This window comes from Nitrospira sp. KM1, from assembly GCF_011405515.1.
In the GTDB taxonomy this organism is placed as follows: Bacteria; Nitrospirota; Nitrospiria; order Nitrospirales; family Nitrospiraceae; genus Nitrospira_C.
In genome coordinates this window covers 627,343-645,062 of sequence record NZ_AP022671.1, presented here as the reverse complement: position 1 = coordinate 645,062, position 17,720 = coordinate 627,343, and the positions used below count along the sequence as shown (strand labels likewise).

14 protein-coding genes are annotated in these 17,720 nt (G+C 53.1%); 10 read left to right on the top strand and 4 right to left on the bottom strand.

Translation table 11 applies throughout. The features are described from left to right. The first annotated feature begins 186 nt into the window (after positions 1-186). The 5 genes from W02_RS03000 to W02_RS21965 are packed head-to-tail and all read left to right on the top strand — an operon-like array spanning position 187 to position 7,576. A complete protein-coding gene (locus W02_RS03000) occupies positions 187-2,166 on the top strand; it encodes a class I SAM-dependent DNA methyltransferase (protein WP_173044674.1) in 1,980 nt (659 codons plus the stop codon). After that, positions 2,166-3,602 (top strand): SIR2 family protein, encoded by a 1,437-nt coding sequence (locus tag W02_RS02995; RefSeq protein WP_173044672.1) that lies wholly within the window; start codon positions 2,166-2,168, stop codon positions 3,600-3,602. Before W02_RS03000 ends, W02_RS02995 begins: the two co-directional genes overlap by 1 nt. Continuing rightward, a complete protein-coding gene (locus W02_RS02990; RefSeq protein WP_173044670.1) occupies positions 3,599-5,695 on the top strand; it encodes an ATP-binding protein in 2,097 nt (698 codons plus the stop codon). The genes W02_RS02995 and W02_RS02990 overlap by 4 nt, the downstream gene beginning before the upstream one ends. Continuing rightward, positions 5,692-7,134 carry a restriction endonuclease subunit S gene (locus W02_RS02985; RefSeq protein WP_173044668.1) on the top strand — a complete coding sequence of 481 codons (1,443 nt, stop codon included), beginning with the start codon at positions 5,692-5,694 and terminating at the stop codon, positions 7,132-7,134. The genes W02_RS02990 and W02_RS02985 overlap by 4 nt, the downstream gene beginning before the upstream one ends. After that, entirely contained in the window at positions 7,052-7,576 is a 525-nt protein-coding gene (locus tag W02_RS21965; RefSeq protein WP_370467957.1) for a DUF4433 domain-containing protein, read from the top strand. The genes W02_RS02985 and W02_RS21965 overlap by 83 nt, the downstream gene beginning before the upstream one ends. An 8-nt stretch (positions 7,577-7,584) precedes the next feature. On the opposite strand, the gene W02_RS02975 is transcribed toward W02_RS21965, so the two are convergent. After that, positions 7,585-8,355 (bottom strand): IS5 family transposase, encoded by a 771-nt coding sequence (locus W02_RS02975; RefSeq protein ID WP_173044664.1) that lies wholly within the window; start codon positions 8,353-8,355, stop codon positions 7,585-7,587. 63 nt (positions 8,356-8,418) lie between these two features. Here W02_RS02975 and W02_RS21960 point away from each other — a divergent pair, with 63 nt between their 5' ends. The 4 genes from W02_RS21960 to W02_RS02955 all read left to right on the top strand — a co-directional run bounded on the left by W02_RS21960 (position 8,419) and on the right by W02_RS02955 (position 14,112). Further along, a complete protein-coding gene (locus W02_RS21960) occupies positions 8,419-8,616 on the top strand; it encodes a DarT ssDNA thymidine ADP-ribosyltransferase family protein (RefSeq protein ID WP_173044662.1) in 198 nt (65 codons plus the stop codon). 15 nt (positions 8,617-8,631) lie between these two features. Beyond that, the gene (locus W02_RS02965; protein ID WP_173044660.1) at positions 8,632-9,693 is read left to right on the top strand and encodes a macro domain-containing protein; all 1,062 of its coding nucleotides are present in this window, start codon (positions 8,632-8,634) and stop codon (positions 9,691-9,693) included. Positions 9,694-9,888: 195 nt separating this feature from the next. Next, entirely contained in the window at positions 9,889-12,912 is a 3,024-nt protein-coding gene (locus W02_RS02960; RefSeq protein ID WP_173044658.1) for a type I restriction endonuclease subunit R, read from the top strand. A gap of 327 nt (positions 12,913-13,239) precedes the next feature. Next, complete coding sequence (locus W02_RS02955; RefSeq protein ID WP_173044656.1) at positions 13,240-14,112, top strand: hypothetical protein; 873 nt, start codon at positions 13,240-13,242, stop codon at positions 14,110-14,112. A gap of 693 nt (positions 14,113-14,805) precedes the next feature. Here W02_RS02955 and W02_RS02950 read toward each other — a convergent pair. Further along, positions 14,806-15,678 (bottom strand): hypothetical protein, encoded by an 873-nt coding sequence (locus W02_RS02950; protein WP_173044654.1) that lies wholly within the window; start codon positions 15,676-15,678, stop codon positions 14,806-14,808. A gap of 677 nt (positions 15,679-16,355) precedes the next feature. Here W02_RS02950 and W02_RS02945 point away from each other — a divergent pair. Beyond that, on the top strand, positions 16,356-16,802 hold the full coding sequence (locus tag W02_RS02945; RefSeq protein ID WP_173044652.1) for a hypothetical protein: 447 nt from the start codon (positions 16,356-16,358) through the stop codon (positions 16,800-16,802). Between the two features lie 303 nt (positions 16,803-17,105). On the opposite strand, the gene W02_RS02940 is transcribed toward W02_RS02945, so the two are convergent. Then, complete coding sequence (locus W02_RS02940; protein WP_173044650.1) at positions 17,106-17,342, bottom strand: type II toxin-antitoxin system RelE/ParE family toxin; 237 nt, start codon at positions 17,340-17,342, stop codon at positions 17,106-17,108. Further along, positions 17,339-17,614, bottom strand: a complete 276-nt coding sequence (locus tag W02_RS02935; RefSeq protein WP_173044648.1) for a type II toxin-antitoxin system Phd/YefM family antitoxin — start codon at positions 17,612-17,614, stop codon at positions 17,339-17,341. Before W02_RS02935 ends, W02_RS02940 begins: the two co-directional genes overlap by 4 nt. Between the last annotated feature and the right edge of the window lie 106 nt (positions 17,615-17,720).

The window sequence follows — 17,720 nt, the reverse complement described above, 5'->3', positions numbered from 1 at the left end:
TCAGTGAGAAAGCAAAGGATCTTGATCACCCCATGAGTATGTTTGGAATCTCTCAGCCAGTCCAGTAGAAGTACGAGCGCTTTGTCAAAAAACCTGTCCTTTCAGCCAAACCCACCTTCGGAATGATTGCTTTTCCGCCACCAATGGCGTAATTGACTGCGCCATCGACCCTTAGTGGAGTGATGAATGAATAATGGAGATTTGAACTGGATTGCGAACTTCATTTGGGGAATCGCCGACGATGTGCTGCGCGATCTCTATGTACGAGGAAAATATCGGGACGTGATCCTGCCGATGACCGTGCTCCGTCGCTTGGACGCGGTATTGGAATCGACCAAGCAAGCAGTGCTGGATATGAAGGCCTCGCTTAATAAGGCCAAAGTAGTTCACCAAGATCCCGCGTTGCGGCAGGCGGCCGGCCAAGATTTTTACAACAAGTCTAAGTTTACGCTTCGCGATCTCAGCGCCCGATCCAGCCAACAACAACTCAAGGCTGACTTCGAAGCGTACCTGGATGGATTCTCCCCGAACGTTCAGGACATCCTGGACAATTTCGAGTTTCGCAATCAGATCCCGCGCCTCTCCAAAGCTGATGCCCTCGGTACATTGATCAGCAAGTTCCTGTCGCCGGACATCAATCTGAGCCCGAATCCAGTCAAGAACAACGACGGATCGGTCAAACATCCAGGACTGGACAACCACGCAATGGGGACGATCTTTGAGGAACTGGTTCGCCGGTTCAACGAAGAAAACAACGAAGAAGCCGGCGAACACTGGACACCGCGTGATGCCGTGAAATTAATGGCCAAGCTGATCTTCCTGCCGATCGCCGAAAAGATTCAGTCAGGGACGTATCTGCTGTACGACGGTGCCTGCGGCACGGGCGGCATGTTGACGGTGGCGGAAGACACGCTGCAACAACTGGCGGCCGAGCATAAGAAGAAAGTGGCCACGCACCTCTATGGGCAGGAGATCAATGCCGAAACCTATGCCATCGCCAAGGCCGATCTCCTGCTGAAAGGCGAAGGGGAAGCGGCGGACAATCTTGTCGGGGGACCGGAGCACTCCACGCTGTCCAACGATGCCTTCCCCTCAAGGGAATTCGATTTCATGCTCTCGAATCCACCTTATGGGAAGAGCTGGAAGAGCGATCTCGAACGCCTGGGCGGGAAGGACGGTCTCAAAGATCCGCGCTTCATGATTCAGCACGGAGGCGATTCCGAATACTCGCTGATCACGCGATCGAGCGACGGACAGATGTTGTTCCTGGCCAACATGCTGTCCAAGATAAAGCACAGGACCAAACTCGGCAGCCGGATTGCCGAAGTACACAACGGCTCATCGCTCTTCACCGGCGATGCCGGCCAAGGCGAAAGCAACATTCGTCGCTGGATCATCGAAAACGATTGGCTGGAAGCCATCGTTGCCCTGCCGTTGAACATGTTCTACAACACCGACATCGCCACCTATGTCTGGGTTCTCACCAACCGGAAACCGGATCATCGTAAAGGCAAAACCCAACTCATCGACGCCACACAGTGGTTCAAGCCGCTGCGCAAGAACCTGGGCAAGAAGAACTGTGAGCTGTCGGACGACGACATCCAGCGCATCTGTCGGACATTTCTTGATTTCAAAGAGACCGAGCAGTCGAAGATATTTCGCAACGAGGCATTCGGCTATTGGAAAGTGACGGTCGAGCGGCCGCTGCGGCTCAAGGGAATTGATTCCGGCAAAGTGTACAGTCCCAAAGAGATCAAAGCGCTCAAGGAGACGGGCGAGCGGGATGAGAAGGCCCAGCCGGTGATCAAAACGATCCATAAGAAAGGGGCGAAGTCCGATCCATTGTTCGGCTTGTTTGAGGCAACGATCAGCGGCAAATCCGTTGTGGTGGAATACGAGCCCGATACCGAACTGCGTGACACAGAGCAAATTCCATTATTGGAAAAAGGCGGTATCGAAGCGTTCATCCGTAGAGAGGTGCTCCCCCACGTACCGGACGCATGGTACGACCCGGAGAGTATCAAAATCGGCTACGAGATTAGCTTCACGCGTTACTTCTACAAGCCGCAGCCGCTACGCACGCTGGAGGAGATTCGGGCGGATATCCTGGCGCTGGAGAAGGTGACAGAGGGGTTATTGGGGGAGATTGTCGGAGGTGGCCACTAATGATGCCGGAGCAAGTTCAGCAACACATCAGGGCTCAAGGGCAGATTCTCAAGACTCGCGATGACCCTGCTCCAATCTTCATCAGGTACGATGCAACCACAACGGAACCTAGCAAAGCCTTCAAAGTATCTCCTGACACCCCCTGCTCCTGGGCGAAGGCCGATGAGACCTTTGGTCCAGAGAAATTACGACCGCGCATCGAACCTTGGCTGACGGCCCTCGTCCAGTCTGAGCACCTGTCTTTGCTTCTCGGCTCCGGGTTGACTCACGCCATTCACGGACTCGCGACAGAGGCGGAGTTACCTGGTATGACCGCTGTCAAGTTCGACGTGCTGTCCGCGGAAATCACGGAGGATGCAAAACGCGTCGCTACGATGGCAGGGCGGAACAGTGGCAACTTTGAGGACCAGATCCGTGCGGCCAACGAGCTTTTGCGGGGCCTCGAGATCGTCGCGTCAACCAAGGCAGGAGATTCCCATGAACAGGAGCAGGTCGAAGGGCTGCGGAAGGACCTGAAAAGCGCCCTTGCCTCGTTTGCTAATTCGATCCTCAAGGCGGAGCGGAGCCTGGCAGCAACGGCTACGGTGAAGCGAGAGGAGGCGTTTAACTACCTCGTCAGCTTTCTGATGAGCTTCGCCAGCCGATCTGGCACGAGAGATCGTCTGAATCTATTCACGACGAACTACGACCGTTATATTGAAGCCGGTGCAGATGTGGCTGGGCTTCGGCTGATTGACCGCTTCGTCGGAACCCTTGCGCCGCTATTCCGGGCGTCGCGCCTGGATATCGATTTGCATTACAACCCGCCCGGCATCCGAGGCGAACCGCGCTATCTTGAAGGCGTGGCACGGTTCACGAAGCTACATGGATCGGTCGATTGGGTGGATGTGGAACGCACCATCCGGCGGATCGGACTGCCGTTTGGCGCGGAGGATGCCGCGCCTTATCTCAACGCTCCGGGACTTAACGGCGCTGATGCAATGCGGTTCATGATCTATCCGAATGCCGCTAAGGACCGGGAGACGGCCTCGCATCCGTATGTCGAACTGTTCCGCGACTTCGCCGCAGGGATTTGTCGTCCCAACAGCACCTTGGTCTGCTATGGCTATAGCTTCGGCGACGACCACATCAACCGGGTCATCGAGGACATGCTGACGATTCCGTCGGCACATCTCGTAATCATCGCCTACGGCGACCCCCTCGGCCGAATTATGCGCACGTATGAGAAGTTGAGGAGACATGCTCAAATCACGCTGTTGCTTGGAGATCATCTCGGTAACCTCGCGATTCTCGTCGAACACTACCTGCCGAAACCGGCCATCGACCGCACCACGTTCCGCATGGCGGAGTTGCTGAAAGCCAGGTGGGGCACGCAGCAAGCCCAACACGACACTGTTAGCGAAGCCGTGCCTGATGGTGGAGGTTCAGTGTCGTGAGCCAAGCGCCCTTCGAGCAGGCAGGGAGCCTCTTGATCGGCACTGTCGATTTCGTCTCGCCTGACGAGATCAAGGTCGCTCTCGACATTGAGGCGCCCGGGTCGGTAGCGCTCAACGCCGGAGCACCCCGACCCTTCCCCCGAGTAAACGGCTATCTGCTGATCTCTGTAGATGAAGGGTTATTGGTCGGCCAGGTTGAATGGTTGACCGTGGAACGGTCGGCATTCCCCAAACGGCGCGGAATGCAGGACTTTGGCCTCGTGGATCTACCCTTTCCATCACGCAGGCTACGGCTCAACCCGCTCGGCACCTTACGCGTTCGACCAGAGAAGACTGGTAAAGAGAGGGGTTACGTATTCACGCGCGGCGCCGATGCGCTGCCATCGATTGGCGCTGCGGTCATGCTCCCAACCGAGTTACAGCTTCGCTCAATTGTCGAGTCCGGCGAGCGTCGGCGCGTCAAGATTGGGACAAGCCCTCTTGCCGGTGATGCTGAGGTACGCGTCGATCCGAACCGCTTGTTCGGGCGGCACCTAGCCGTCCTCGGAAACACCGGGAGCGGGAAATCCTGTTCGGTTGCCGGGTTGATTCGCTGGGGCCTCGAAGAGGCGCATGCGATTCGCCAACAAGGTCAGCCAAATGCCCGGTTCATCGTCCTCGACCCGAACGGCGAATATTCACGAGCCTTCGCCGCCGCCGACTCGGCCAAGGCGAGAATCTTCAAGGTGAATCCTGCTGAAGGCGAAAGGGCGTTGAAAGTTCCGTTGTGGTTCTGGAATAGCGCCGAGTGGTGCTCGTTCACACAGGCAAGCGCAAAGACACAGCGACCTACACTAATGCATGCGCTCCGCTTTATTCGCGACAGCGATATAGAGCCTACAGCCGACTCCAATCACGAGATGCGCAGCTTTCTTCGTACGATCGTGACGACTATTCGGATTGAGCAGAACAGCGGCAGTCCCTGGGGAGCATTCCCAAAGCCCAAGTCGTTCTTCGAAAAATTGGAGAAATGGAAAACGGGGCTTGAATCCGACTTGCCGTCTTTCGGCGGCGATCAGCACACCAAACTGCAGGCGCTCGTTGGAAAAATCGAGGCTCTCTGCGTACCACGGCGAGTCCAATATGCTCACCACGACTTCACCAGGCCTGAGATCCAAGAATTGCTGGCGGCTGCAAGCGAGGCTCATTCAGCATTCGGCGGCACGGAAGCTGACGTGATCCCTGCGGATGTCGATGCCCCTCGTCCATTCGAGGGCACATCCCTTCTTCGCTGCATCGAGGCGGTAGCGGAGATGCTCAACGTCTCCGAGCACGTCGAAACCCTGCTCGTACGAATACGCGCGTTATTGACCGACACACGCATGAAGCCCATCATGGGCGGCTCGACTGCCACAACACTCCAAGGATGGCTCGAAAACTACGTTGGCACCGACAATGCCGAGAATGGTTGTGTGTCAGTGATCGACCTTTCCTTGGTGCCAACGGAAGTCGTTCATATTGTGACAGCTGTGATTGCCCGTATGATTTTTGAAGCACTCCAACGTTACGTGAAATTAAACGGTGTGGCGCTCCCAACAGTTCTCGTCATGGAAGAGGCCCACACCTTTATAAAGCGGTACAAGGAGGATATCGAGAATCAGGACGCGGCATCTGTTTGTTGTCAGGTCTTCGAGCGTATCGCCCGCGAGGGCCGGAAGTTTGGACTCGGATTGGTCCTTTCCTCGCAGCGACCGTCTGAGCTTTCACCCACTGTGCTATCGCAGTGCAACACGTTTCTTCTCCACCGGATAAGCAACGACCGCGATCAGGAGTTGGTCCAACGCCTCGTTCCAGACAATCTGAGAGGCCTGCTCCGCGAGCTTCCATCCCTACCGTCACAGAGCGCAATTCTTCTTGGTTGGGCGTCAGAGTTGCCGGTCCTTGTGAAGATGAACGATCTACCGAAGTCACAGCAACCACGCTCCGACGACCCGGAGTTCTGGGGGGTGTGGGTGGGCAAGGACGAAGACAGCCAGCCCATCTCGAGAAACACGGATTGGGAACGGATCGCTCAAGACTGGCAGACTGGCCCGACAGGGAGTGAAGGAGCATGATTGCTGGCCTCAAACCCTATCCAGCCATGAAGGACTCCGGTGTGCCCTGGCTAGGGGATGTGCCAGAGCATTGGGAGGTACGAAAACTACGACATGTATTGGATCGAGTAACTGACCGCAATCAACCTGATCTGCCACTGCTTTCTGTCGTGCGAGAGAAAGGCGTGATTCAACGAGACACGACAAGCAAGGACGAGAACCACAACTTCATCCCTGATGATTTGAGCAACTACAAGGTCGTTCGTGTCGGGCAGTTTGCGATGAACAAGATGAAGGCATGGCAAGGCTCATACGGAGTGTCGCACCATGATGGCATTGTTAGCCCTGCGTACTTTGTATTCGATGTGAACGGGGTTGAGGGCGAATTCTTTCATGCAGCAATTCGTTCGAAGACCTACGTTCCATTCTTCACGCAAGCATCCGATGGTGTGCGGATTGGTCAGTGGGACTTGTCACAAGCTCGGATGAAGGAGACCCCGTTTTGCGCCCCTCCCGGGTCCGAACAATCCGCCATCGTCCACTTCCTCGACCATGCCGACCGACGTATCCAGCGCTATATCCGCACCAAGCAGAAGCTAATCAAACTGCTGGAGGAGCAGAAGCAGGCCATCATTCACCATGCTGTGACACGCGGTCTCGACCCCAGTGTCCGCCTCAAACCCTCAGGCGTGGAATGGTTGGGGGATGTGCCGGCACATTGGGAGGTCTGGCAGATTGGACATTTTGCTGCTATCGGCAATGGCTCAACGCCATCACGCGGCAACACGTCTTATTGGAGTGACGGCACGTACCCGTGGCTTAACAGTAGCAGCGTAAATGCTGGCTCCATTGTGGCGTCTGACCAATTGGTCACCGATTCGGCGCTACGGGAGTGCCACTTGCCTCGTGTTCCCGCAGGCAGCGTGCTAGTTGCGATCACAGGGCAGGGAAAGACGCGTGGGAGAGCCGCTGTTCTGATGATTGAGGCAACGATCAATCAACACATCGCGTTCATCACGCCGCGTAAGCACGATAGGATCGCCACATCAGAGTACTTGCAGAAGTTCCTTGGTGCTGCATATTCAGAACTGCGCCGTATGAGTGACGATTCCGGGAGCACAAAGGGCGCACTTACATGTGAAGATCTTCGTCACTTTCGTGTGGCTCTGCCGCCGATCGACGAGCAACACCAAATCGTTGGATGGGTAAAGGACGCTACCACGGAAGTCGAGTCGGCTTTGCAGTTCGCAGAACGCGAGATCTGTCTGCTTCGCGAATACCGCACTCGCCTGATCGCCGACGTGGTCACCGGCAAGCTTGATGTGCGGGAGGCAGCAGCCAAGCTGCCGGACGCATCAGAAGAGCCCGGACCTCTCGATGATGCTGAAGCGGTCGCGGAACGCGAAAATGATCCGGAAAGCGAAGACCTCGACGCGGTGTCTGAAGAGGCCGAGACGTGAGCCGGTCCCTGATCGCCCTAAGATTTATCACATTACCCATATCGATAATCTGGTGACTATCGTGGGTGACGGAACGCTTTTGTGTGATGCCACTATTGCTGCTCGGGGTGGTCCAAGCGTGACAATTGGGATGTCCGAGATCAAACGCCGGCGAATCGAAGAGATCTCCGTTTCATGCCATGCTGGAACGAAGGTTGGCGACTATGTCCCATTCTATTTCTGCCCACGATCTGTAATGTTGTACTTGATTCATTGTGCCAATCATCCAGACCTAAGTTATCGAGGTGGACAGGAACCGATTGTTCATTTAGAGGCAGATCTGCACGAGGTTGTGGAATGGGCAGAGAGAAAGGAGCGTCTGTGGACGTTTAGTCTTTCGAACGCGGGTTCCTATTATGTTCAGATTTGCGATGGACTAGATAAGCTCGATCAGATTAACTAGAACCTATCTCAAAATTGCTTCAGGAGCATGGTGATGGATGCAAGCTGCACAAATCCGAGAAAGTTGGTGGCGTAATACTCCCAGCGGATCAGCAAGCGCCGCTTCCATTGCAGCCATGCAAAGAAGCGTTCGACGAGCCAGCGACGGTGGTAGCGGCGCAGATGGCGACCATCTTGGGTCTTCAGTTTTCGCGTGGAGCGGTGGGGCGCGATCATGTTGACGCCGTTCTGCTTCAGCTCGTCATCGAGCCCATCACTGTCATAGGCGCGATCGCCAATAAGATGCTCGGGTTTGGCCTCCAGCATGTAGAAATTGAAGCTGAGTTGCACTAAGGTGACCTCATGATGATTCGCGGCATGCGTACTCACCGAGAGCGGCAACCCATGCCGATCGACAATGGCGAGAATCTTCACGCCTTTGCCCCGGCGGGTCGGCCCGATGTCGTCGCCTCCGCCCTTCGCCGAGGCAAACGTCGCATCAATGAAGCTCTCGCGCTCGTCGATCGCGCCTTCCTCGCGCAACGTATTAGCCAACTGCGTGAGCATGTCGCGCAACACCTCGCGGTCGCACCACTGCTGAAAGCGGCGATGCACCGTTTTGTAGTTGGGATAGCACTGCGGCAGCAGGTGCCATTGCGCGCCAGTGTTCAGGATCCACAAGACCGCCTCCAAGACGGCACGGGCGGGCACCGGTTTGCGGCCGGGGCGGCCTTCGGGAATGTGTTCCTCGGGAAAATGTTCCCGAATCCGTTCCCATTGGTCGTCGCGCAACCGCAGCATGCGGGCACATTATAGAGACTTCTTTCATCGACACAACCATTTTGAGATAGGTTCTAGGCTGCTGTGGCTGAGACCGACTTCCGGTCTTCTGATGTGAAAGAAGGTAAACAGGCCGAATTTCTCGTTCATGGATCGTTTCCATGGGAATTGGTTCGCCGGATTGGGGTCTATTCTGCAAGGATAAAGGCCGAGTCTGAAGCAGCTCTCCAGGGTGCTGCTCACAGGCCGCCTGTTGAAATTCTTCGTGATTGGTATTATTGAAGAGGAGCCGCTCCCATGATTGCCATTACATCAGGTGACATTCTGGCTGCCGACGCGGAAGCGTTGGTGAATACAGTCAACTGTGTCGGGATCATGGGGCGGGGGATTGCCCTCCAGTTTCGCAAAGCCTTCCCAGACAACTTCAAGGCCTACGAAGCGGTCTGCAAGCGCAAGGAATTACAGCCGGGGAAGATGTTCGTCTTCGGAATCAACAGCCTTACCAATCCTCGCTACATCATCAATTTTCCCACGAAGAGGCATTGGAAAGGGAAGAGTCGGCTCACTGATATCGAGTCCGGACTTAAGGCGCTCGTCGCAGAAATCCTACGGCTAGGCATTCGCTCTATCGCTATTCCACCGCTTGGATGTGGACAAGGAGGGCTCGATTGGGGAGACGTACGACCTCGAATCGAGCAGGCCTTGATGGCAGTCCCGGATGTACGAGTACTGCTTTTCAGTCCAGCGGGCTCTCCTGTCTCTGCAGAATCGCTCTCATCATCGGGGCCCGTACCGAAGATGACGGAAGCACGCGCTGCGCTTGTGGTTTTGATGCAGCACTATCTTGCCGGGCTGATGGACCCGTTCATCAGTTTGCTGGAGGTCCACAAGCTTTTCTACTTCATGCAAGCGGCCGGAGAAACGACGCTGCGGCTCAGGTATGTCAAGGCTCCGTACGGTCCCTACGCGGAGAATCTTCGCCATCTACTCCTCAGCGTGGAAGGCTATTTGACATCCGGCTATACGGATGAAATTGATGATCCGGAAAAACCACTCGAACTGGTGCCTGGCTCCGTCCAGGAAGCCGCGCAATTTCTGACTGGACATCCGATCACCCAACGTCGATTCGAGCGAGTTGCGGATTTGGTGAAGGGGTTCGAAACACCCTTTGGCTTGGAACTCTTGTCTACCGTCCACTGGGTTACGACTCAGGAAGGTGCGAGCACACTAGAGAAGGCCACCGTAGCGACGTTTGAATGGAACGAGCGGAAGCGTCGATTCTCGCCGCAACAGATTGGCCTAGCCTGGCAGGTGCTTCAGGACAAGGGGTGGTTATCCGTTATACCTGCCGCGCGCTAGGCTCGAGTCGTCCTTATCAGCACATGAACCAGTCAAGTGTTGAAAGTCTTATTTATCAGACCGGCATTCCGGTACTTGATGGGTACTTGATTAGAATGGGGTCTGATGAGCAAGTCCGAGAGCCTACTCTTTTGAAATCATAGGTAAGAGAGCCTTTAAGTACTTGATGGTCACTTGACTGATTGGAGAGGTAGCGTGAACACCGACACCAGCGAGAAAGGTCTCGAAAGCCTTATCGTTGCGGCGATGGCTGGCCGGCGATCCGGCGAATCACCGCCTGCTGGTGAGGGCGTCAGCCTTATTCGGGAACGATATGGCGGTACCGGATGGATTGTCGGTCAAGCCGAAGACTACGACCGCGAGTTCTGTGTCGATCTCACCCAACTTCGTGCCTTTCTCCACGCCACTCAGCCTAAAACGGCGGAGTCACTGGACCTCTATAACGATAGCCCGACAAGGCGCAAGTTTCTGTCTCGACTTCAGGGGGAGATAACCAAACGTGGAATTATTGATGTGCTTAGGCACGGCGTCAAGGACGGGCCGTACGATGTCTCTTTATTTTGCGGTACGCCGTCGCCGGGCAATGAGAAGGCCGAGTCTCTCTATGCCGCCAATCGCTTCTCCGTTACGCGGCAGCTTCGTTATAGCCGTGATGAAACACAACGAGCGCTCGATCTCTGTCTATTCATCAATGGCTTGCCGATCGCCACGTTCGAGCTCAAGAACAATCTTACGAAGCAGACGGTCGAAGATGCGGTAGAGCAATACAAGCGGGACCGTGATCCGCACGAGAAGCTCTTCGAGTTTGGACGCTGCATCGTACACTTCGCGGTAGATGATCACGAAGTCCGCTTCTGTACGCATCTCAAAGGGAAAGGGTCATGGTTTCTTCCCTTCAATCAAGGTTGGAACGATGGAGCAGGGAATCCGCCTAACCCACATGGCATTAAGACCGACTATCTATGGCGGCAGATTCTTAGCCGGGAAGGGCTGACCGATATTCTGGAGAACTACGCTCAGGTTGTCGAAGAAAAGAATGAGAAGACAGGCAGGAAGAGGGCGGTACAGATCTGGCCCCGCTTTCATCAGCTCGATGCGGTGCGCAAGCTCCTTGCCGATGCACGACAGCACGGGGTCGGCCGGTGTTACTTGATTCAGCATTCAGCGGGCAGCGGCAAGTCGAATTCCATTGCCTGGCTCGCACATCAGCTCATCGGATTGCCTAAGGACGAAGGATCGGCCTTTGACTCGATCATCGTGGTCACAGATCGTCGCATCCTCGATAAGCAAATCCGTGACACCATTAAACAGTTTGCCCAGGTGGGCGCAACGATGGCGCATGCCGAGCACTCCGGGGATCTACGGAAATTCATTGCCGAGGAGAAGAAGATCATCATCTCCACGGTGCAGAAGTTTCCATTCATCCTGGATGAGATTGGAAATGAGCAACGTGGGAAGAAATTCGCCATCATTATCGATGAAGCGCATTCCAGCCAGGGTGGTCGGACAGCGGCTGCCCTTAGCATCGCGCTCTCGGTTGCCGGAGCTGAGGAGGATGACGAAACCATTGAAGATAAAATCAACCGTCTCATGGAGGCCAAGAAGCTTCTTCCAAACGCGAGTTATTTCGCCTTCACCGCCACCCCAAAGAACAAGACGTTGGAGATTTTCGGCGCGGCACTTCCTCCGGACGCAGAAGGGAAGATTCAACATCGTCCCTTCCACAGCTACACGATGAAACAGGCAATTCAGGAAGGGTTCATCCTGGATGTGCTTAAGCACTACACCCCGGTCGAGAGTTACTACAAACTGATCAAGAAGGTGGAGGGCGATCCGGAGTTCGACACCAAGCGGGCAAAGAAGAAGCTACGCCGCTACGTCGAAAGTCATGACCACGCCATCCGCCTCAAGGCCGAAATCATGGTGGATCACTTCCATGAGCAGGTCCTGGCGTTGAACAAGATCGGCGGGCAGGCGCGGGCTATGGTGGTGACTAGTGGGATCGAGCGGGCGATCCAGTATTTCTATGCCTTCCGCGATTATCTGACAGAACGGAAGAGTCCGCACAAGCCCATCGTGGCTTTCTCAGGCGAACACGAGTACGGCGGCGTCAAGGTATCGGAAGCTTCGCTGAACGGTTTTCCATCAAGTCAGATAGCGGACAAGATACAGGAGGATCCCTATCGGTTTCTGATCTGCGCGGACAAGTTCCAAACCGGCTACGACGAGCCGCTGCTCCACACGATGTACGTGGATAAGGTTTTATCCGGGGTCAAGGCCGTACAGACCCTCTCGCGTCTCAATCGTTCTCACCCACAGAAGCATGATGTATTCGTACTTGATTTCATGAACGATAGCGACACGATCCAGGAGGCTTTCGCCGACTACTATCGCATGACGATTCTTGCTGAAGAGACTGATCCCAACAAACTCCATGACTTGAAAGCCGCGCTCGACGGTTATCAAGTGTATGCTCCGACGCAGATCGAGCAGCTTGTGACGCTGTATCTCGGCGGAGCCGACCGTGACAGGCTCGATCCCATCTTGGACGCCTGCGTGGGTGTCTATAATGAGCAGCTCAACGAAGATGGGCAAGTCGACTTCAAGGGGAAGGCCAAGGCGTTTCTGCGGGCGTATGGCTTCCTCTCTTCAATCCTGCCCTACACGAATGCCAAGTGGGAGAAATTGTCCATCTTTCTCAACTTCCTCGTGCTCAAGTTGCCGGCGCCGAAAGAAGAGGATCTCTCCAAGGGCATCCTGGACGCCATCGATATGGACAGTTACCGTATTGAGAAGAAAGCGGCGATGAAGATCCAGTTGCCGAATGAGAACGCCGAGATCGAACCGGTACCCATGACAGGCGGGGGGAGTAAGCCCGAAGCGGAACTTGACCGGCTTTCTAATATTCTCAAATCTTTCAACGATCAATTCGGCAACATTCCCTGGACGGACGCCGACCGGGTGCACAAGCTGATCACAGAAGACATCCCGAACCGTGTGGCTGCTGACACGGCCTATCAAAATGCGAAACAGAACTCGGACAGGCAGAACGCGAAAATTGAACACGATAAGGCGTTGGCAAGAGTGATGACCGCAGTGCTCAAGGACGATACGGAGCTGTTCAAGCAATTTATGGATAACGATTCATTCAAGCGATGGCTGACGGATATGGTCTTTCGGATCACATACGAAAGTTCCCCCGGCTCACACCTGAAGTAAGCGATAGAAGTTACGATGCAGATTGAGCATCCGTCATTCATCAGCGCCAGCAGGAATATGCGTTCACAAAAGACTCCCGGTACATTCTCCATCCCTCACGACGTAGGCGTTGAATCCCTCGGACTTTCTTGATTACCGTATGTCGCTACCTTCACGGCCTATTCAGGTAAAGCTGCGGCAGGTCAAAACTAGAATAGACTCGGTGAAATGCAACGAGCCGAAACCTCCAACGAACTCGCCGTACTTCTGCCCTTCATCCTACCCAAAGCCTTCAAAGGAGAGCTGTGAGCATCAGAGACGTTAACCAATGTATAGGGGTGGTCTGTTATGCCGACAAAACAGCGCAAGGTGGAAGTTTACAGACTGACAATCTCTGGGTTGGAGCAAGACTCTAACTATGGAAGATTCGTTCTTGATGTCCGAAGGAAAGCTCGGCGGCTATCCGATTTGGCAATGAAAGCCGGGGACAAGTCTTATGTCTTGAGCGAGGCAAAGTTAGAACATAATTATTTGCGTTTACGATTCATGAGTTTCACAAAAGGTTATCGACCTGATGTGCTCGACACTGAGGCGTTTCATGTTCAGCCAAATCCGCTAACGGACACGCAAACTAGTGTTGAATGGACACACCTTTTAGGAAGGCGCTGTGGAGTTCGATACATGATGCTAATCGAAAGAAATCAGCGTGGTATTTGGCCTTCCAGTGTGGAACATTATCTGCAATGGATGATCGACAAATTTCATAACGAGAATACTAGTAATGCCGCCGAACCCGTTACAGTTAGTCTCGAAGCAGAGCCTGGGCCTGAATTCATTCGACGCCTTGGAACACTGGATCGAATCACTGAGGCAACGGTGAGGATTGTCCGTCCCAATCCCGGATGGCAGGATTTGGATACGGAACTGGGAATAGTTGCTCGAGAGTCCGACGCTCACAAGGCCGAAGTTACCCTCCGTGCAAGGCGTAGGTCCAGCTTGAAGCGCCAGGGAGGCTTTATTCAATGGATTCGTAGTAAGCTAGGCCGAGGTGAACTAGGCTATGCGGCGATCAAAGGGCGACGGGGTGTTGAGAGGGATAGTTTTAACACGGAAAAGCTGGGGAAACATGCTTTGCTTGATTTTGAAATCAACGATAGGGGGCAGGTGACGACTACTGATGTATGGACCAAGATGACACGAATGATGGACGATCTCCAGTAGCAATGTATTACGAACTCGGTCATTTCCTTCAGCGTGTCGTATTTCGGAAAGCGCTTTGGAAAGATGGCGAATTTTGGACTGCTCTCATTAGCTGGGTTGGAGCATACATTTGGTTTTTTTATGATCCAACAGCGATCGCCCCAATTCGTGCTCATCTAAACGATCTTCTCACAGCTACAAGTATTCTCTTTGGCTTCGCTATTGCCTCCTTGATATTCTACATTCAGGCTGTGGCTGCTTGGTCCAATGCCAATAGTGTTGCTCGTGTTGCTGACAAAATCGTTGATTGGCATGTGTGGACTATTTTATGTCTCATCTTTCTGCTGGGATACACTCTTGCCCTATGGGCATTTGGTAAATACATAACAGATGGAATGCCTATTACCCAGATTCTCTTTTCATTCCTTTGCTTCCTAGTCACCTACTGCGGATTACAGATACTGAATCACTCCTTAACAATATGGTGGTCCTTCAGAAACCGGTCCCGACTGAATCAGTCGGGAACTCAACAGCCAAGCCCTCCACCACCTCAACCTGAAAAATGAGCATGCCGTCAGTATATGGAAGCTGAAAAACGGCTCAAACGCTAAAAACAAGAAGAAGCGCGCTTGCGGCAGGCTGCAGCGAGTGGGGTTAGGCGAATGCCTCATCATCGCTATAAGAATTGGAAGAGTGATTTCTCGCGTACCATCTTTAGCTCATCGGAAAAAGAAATCCCGCAGTAATTTCCTTTCTGAGCAGATATTCATTCACCTGCGTCTCAGTACCGCTTGGCAAGACAAGCTTGATAACTATGGTTTCGTCTTCTAACCATTTTTCCTGTTCGCGCCAAATGACTTCCAGGTCAACTCTGAGCTCCATCTGAGCGAAGTAAATCGCCTGCTGGTTTTTCGCCCTTTGATTTAGGATTTGATGTTCTGGATGGAACATCAACGGCACACCCAGCGCCTTGCCGGCATTTCCATCTTGATGCATCTTATCGAGAATGGAACCAACTGGCACAACCTGTAATGTTTTGCCAGTCGCGGTCGAGTCACTGACAAAAACAGCTCCGTCTCCCGCCCTATTATCATTGGCAAAATACAAGGCAACGTCGGATGACTTCGTCCAATCTAAAATGTTCGTTCCTTTTAGGCAAAAAGGACCGTCATGGCCTTCATCGGGATGTTGTTGAACTCGTTTCATGAATTCAAACCAAGGATCGATGCCGCGTGATGTTTCCAATGTGTGTAGTTCTGCTGACGGGCGAGCTAAGATTCCGAACTTAAAGAGGAACAGGTTTAGAAGGGCGAAATGTAGATTACTTGAATTCGCAAGGCGCGTGGAAAAACGTTGATATTCCTTAAGACCGAATAAGACCGCCTTGCAAGATCTAACAAATGTAGAATCCAATAGCCATTGTCTTCTTCGATGACCACGAAAGATAAGCAAGCGGTCATCAGTATTGAATTGATCTTCAAGATGTCTCAGTTCTTCGAGAAAGTTATCAAACGATGTGGGAATCCATTCTTTACTCTTGTCGTTGATGACAACAGTGCTAGCATGAAATGGAGTTACATTCTTCATTCGCAGATGAGAAATCTTCCAGGGCGGGGCAAAGATTAGTTCATGTGTTTGCGAAGAGCAAGCCTCAAGCTGGTTCCCTGTGCGGCGGGACAAAGAAACCGCTAGCGCTCATATTCCTATAAAAACATGTGATTCAACGAGTATAAGTCAGTCAATCCTACTTTTAGCAGTCAGCCACCGCCCTCTTTAGCCATACTGTCATTGAGAGGGTGGCCGGTAATCCTCCCAAACCAGGGGTGCGGGTCTGTCAACGCGTAGCAGCTGAATCCTCTCGACTGCCAGTCCGATCGAACGGCCCTGATGTCGACGATCTGTGTCATTGAAGGCGCCGCGGGGCCACACATACAGATAGGTATAGATGGCTTCTGTACCCTGCTCCCTTTCTTCTTCCTCTAGAAAAGGAGACCAGAGAGAGATAATGATTTGACCAATTCGGAGAAAGCTACGAGGCTGCTTGATTGGCGGACGGAGCGGCCTAGTTGCAAAAAAATCTTGATACAAGGTCTCTACATCCGCAGTCTCTCATGTTACTTAAAGCCGCTGAAGGAAAGTCGCTGGCCTAAGTTAAATATCGGAAGCTCGGCGATGTCAGAGGATTGCTCATGATACTCATTTGATGGTGCTATTCTCGGATCTCTGTAAGATTGATGACATCATTATCTTGGGGAGGAGGAATCATGTTTGGTATCTTCAACAAGAAAAAGCAGACTGACAAGGTCAAGGCCGCCATTGAAACTGCCAATGCCGTTGCCTGTGATTTTTCAGATCTGATTGCTTCCGGCAGTATTGAACCGACTCTGATCTATGATGTCTCAGCATTACCGCATGCCAAAGATCTAATTGAGAAGAGCTGCAAGTTATGGATTCTGGCTTGTCCAGACGTATCTCAAAGGCAAAGCTGGAAAGTCGTTCTACCGATGCTTTCTCAATTTCAGGAGGGAGTGGGTTCAATACCGCTGGGATTGGACGTTTCCACTCTAGTGAACCAGGGACTTCCGCCACAGGAATTAGCCCGAAAAATTACAAGTCTGAAGATGCCATCAGCCGAGCTACTTGAAAGGGTCCATGCTGAGGAACATGCTTTACTTTCATGGGTGACACATGCTGTTGATCGCTGCGCCTAAGATAAGAGAAGAAGAAAAAGGGGACAGGAAAGTTGACTGCGAAGGTGTAATCGTCTACTGAGGAACAGAGAGGGTAAAGTCTTGCAATCATACATTCCCCATGGAGATAACAAAATATCGGGAAACTTCTTCCGGTACCGTCAAGAGATGATGTAGAGGGTGGGGCTTTCTAGGGAAGGTCTGAATAATTCACGATTGCGATTAACCGGGCCCGCAAAACATGGGGAATTCAACTGATCCGCGTATGAAACTTTGAATTAATCAGACCTTCCCTTTAGTAGAACTTTTGGAAGTCCGGTTTACTCAGCACGCGCACGATGTCGATTCGGGTTCCTGATCGTGAGAAAACGACTCGATAGTCTCCCGCTCGCAATCGATACAGGGCACCCTCATCCCTTGCAGCTTCTTGATGCGCTTTCCATCAGGAATCGGATCATCGGCGAGGCGGGCACAATCGGCGAGAATCTGCTTGGCTATCTTGTCCGAGCATCTGTCGAGGTCCCGTTGCGCATGCGCCGACAAGTAGACCTGATAGGTCACCTGGTGCGCGCCTTTTTCTTGAAGCGGGATTTGCGGTATTCCGACAATTCCATCGTTTTCCCTGCTCGAATATCCTTCAGCCCCTCATCAATTTTCTTTCGCAACTGGGGACTATAGGCCAAGAGGGTGTCTTCGATGTCGTCTTCTGTTACCGGTACCAGCATCGCTGTCGGCCGCCCATGTGTGGTGACTAGAACTGTGTTGCCCCGTTCAACCGTTCTGAGCATCTCAGATGTCTTACTTTTCAGTTCACGTACGTTGGCAAACTTCACGTTCTCCTCCGTAGCTGCAAGTGTGGCTACAGCCTAAGTAGGCTTGCAGGGGGAGTCAAGAGATAAAGAGAGGAACATTCTGCTCGATGAGCGCATTGACGGCCCT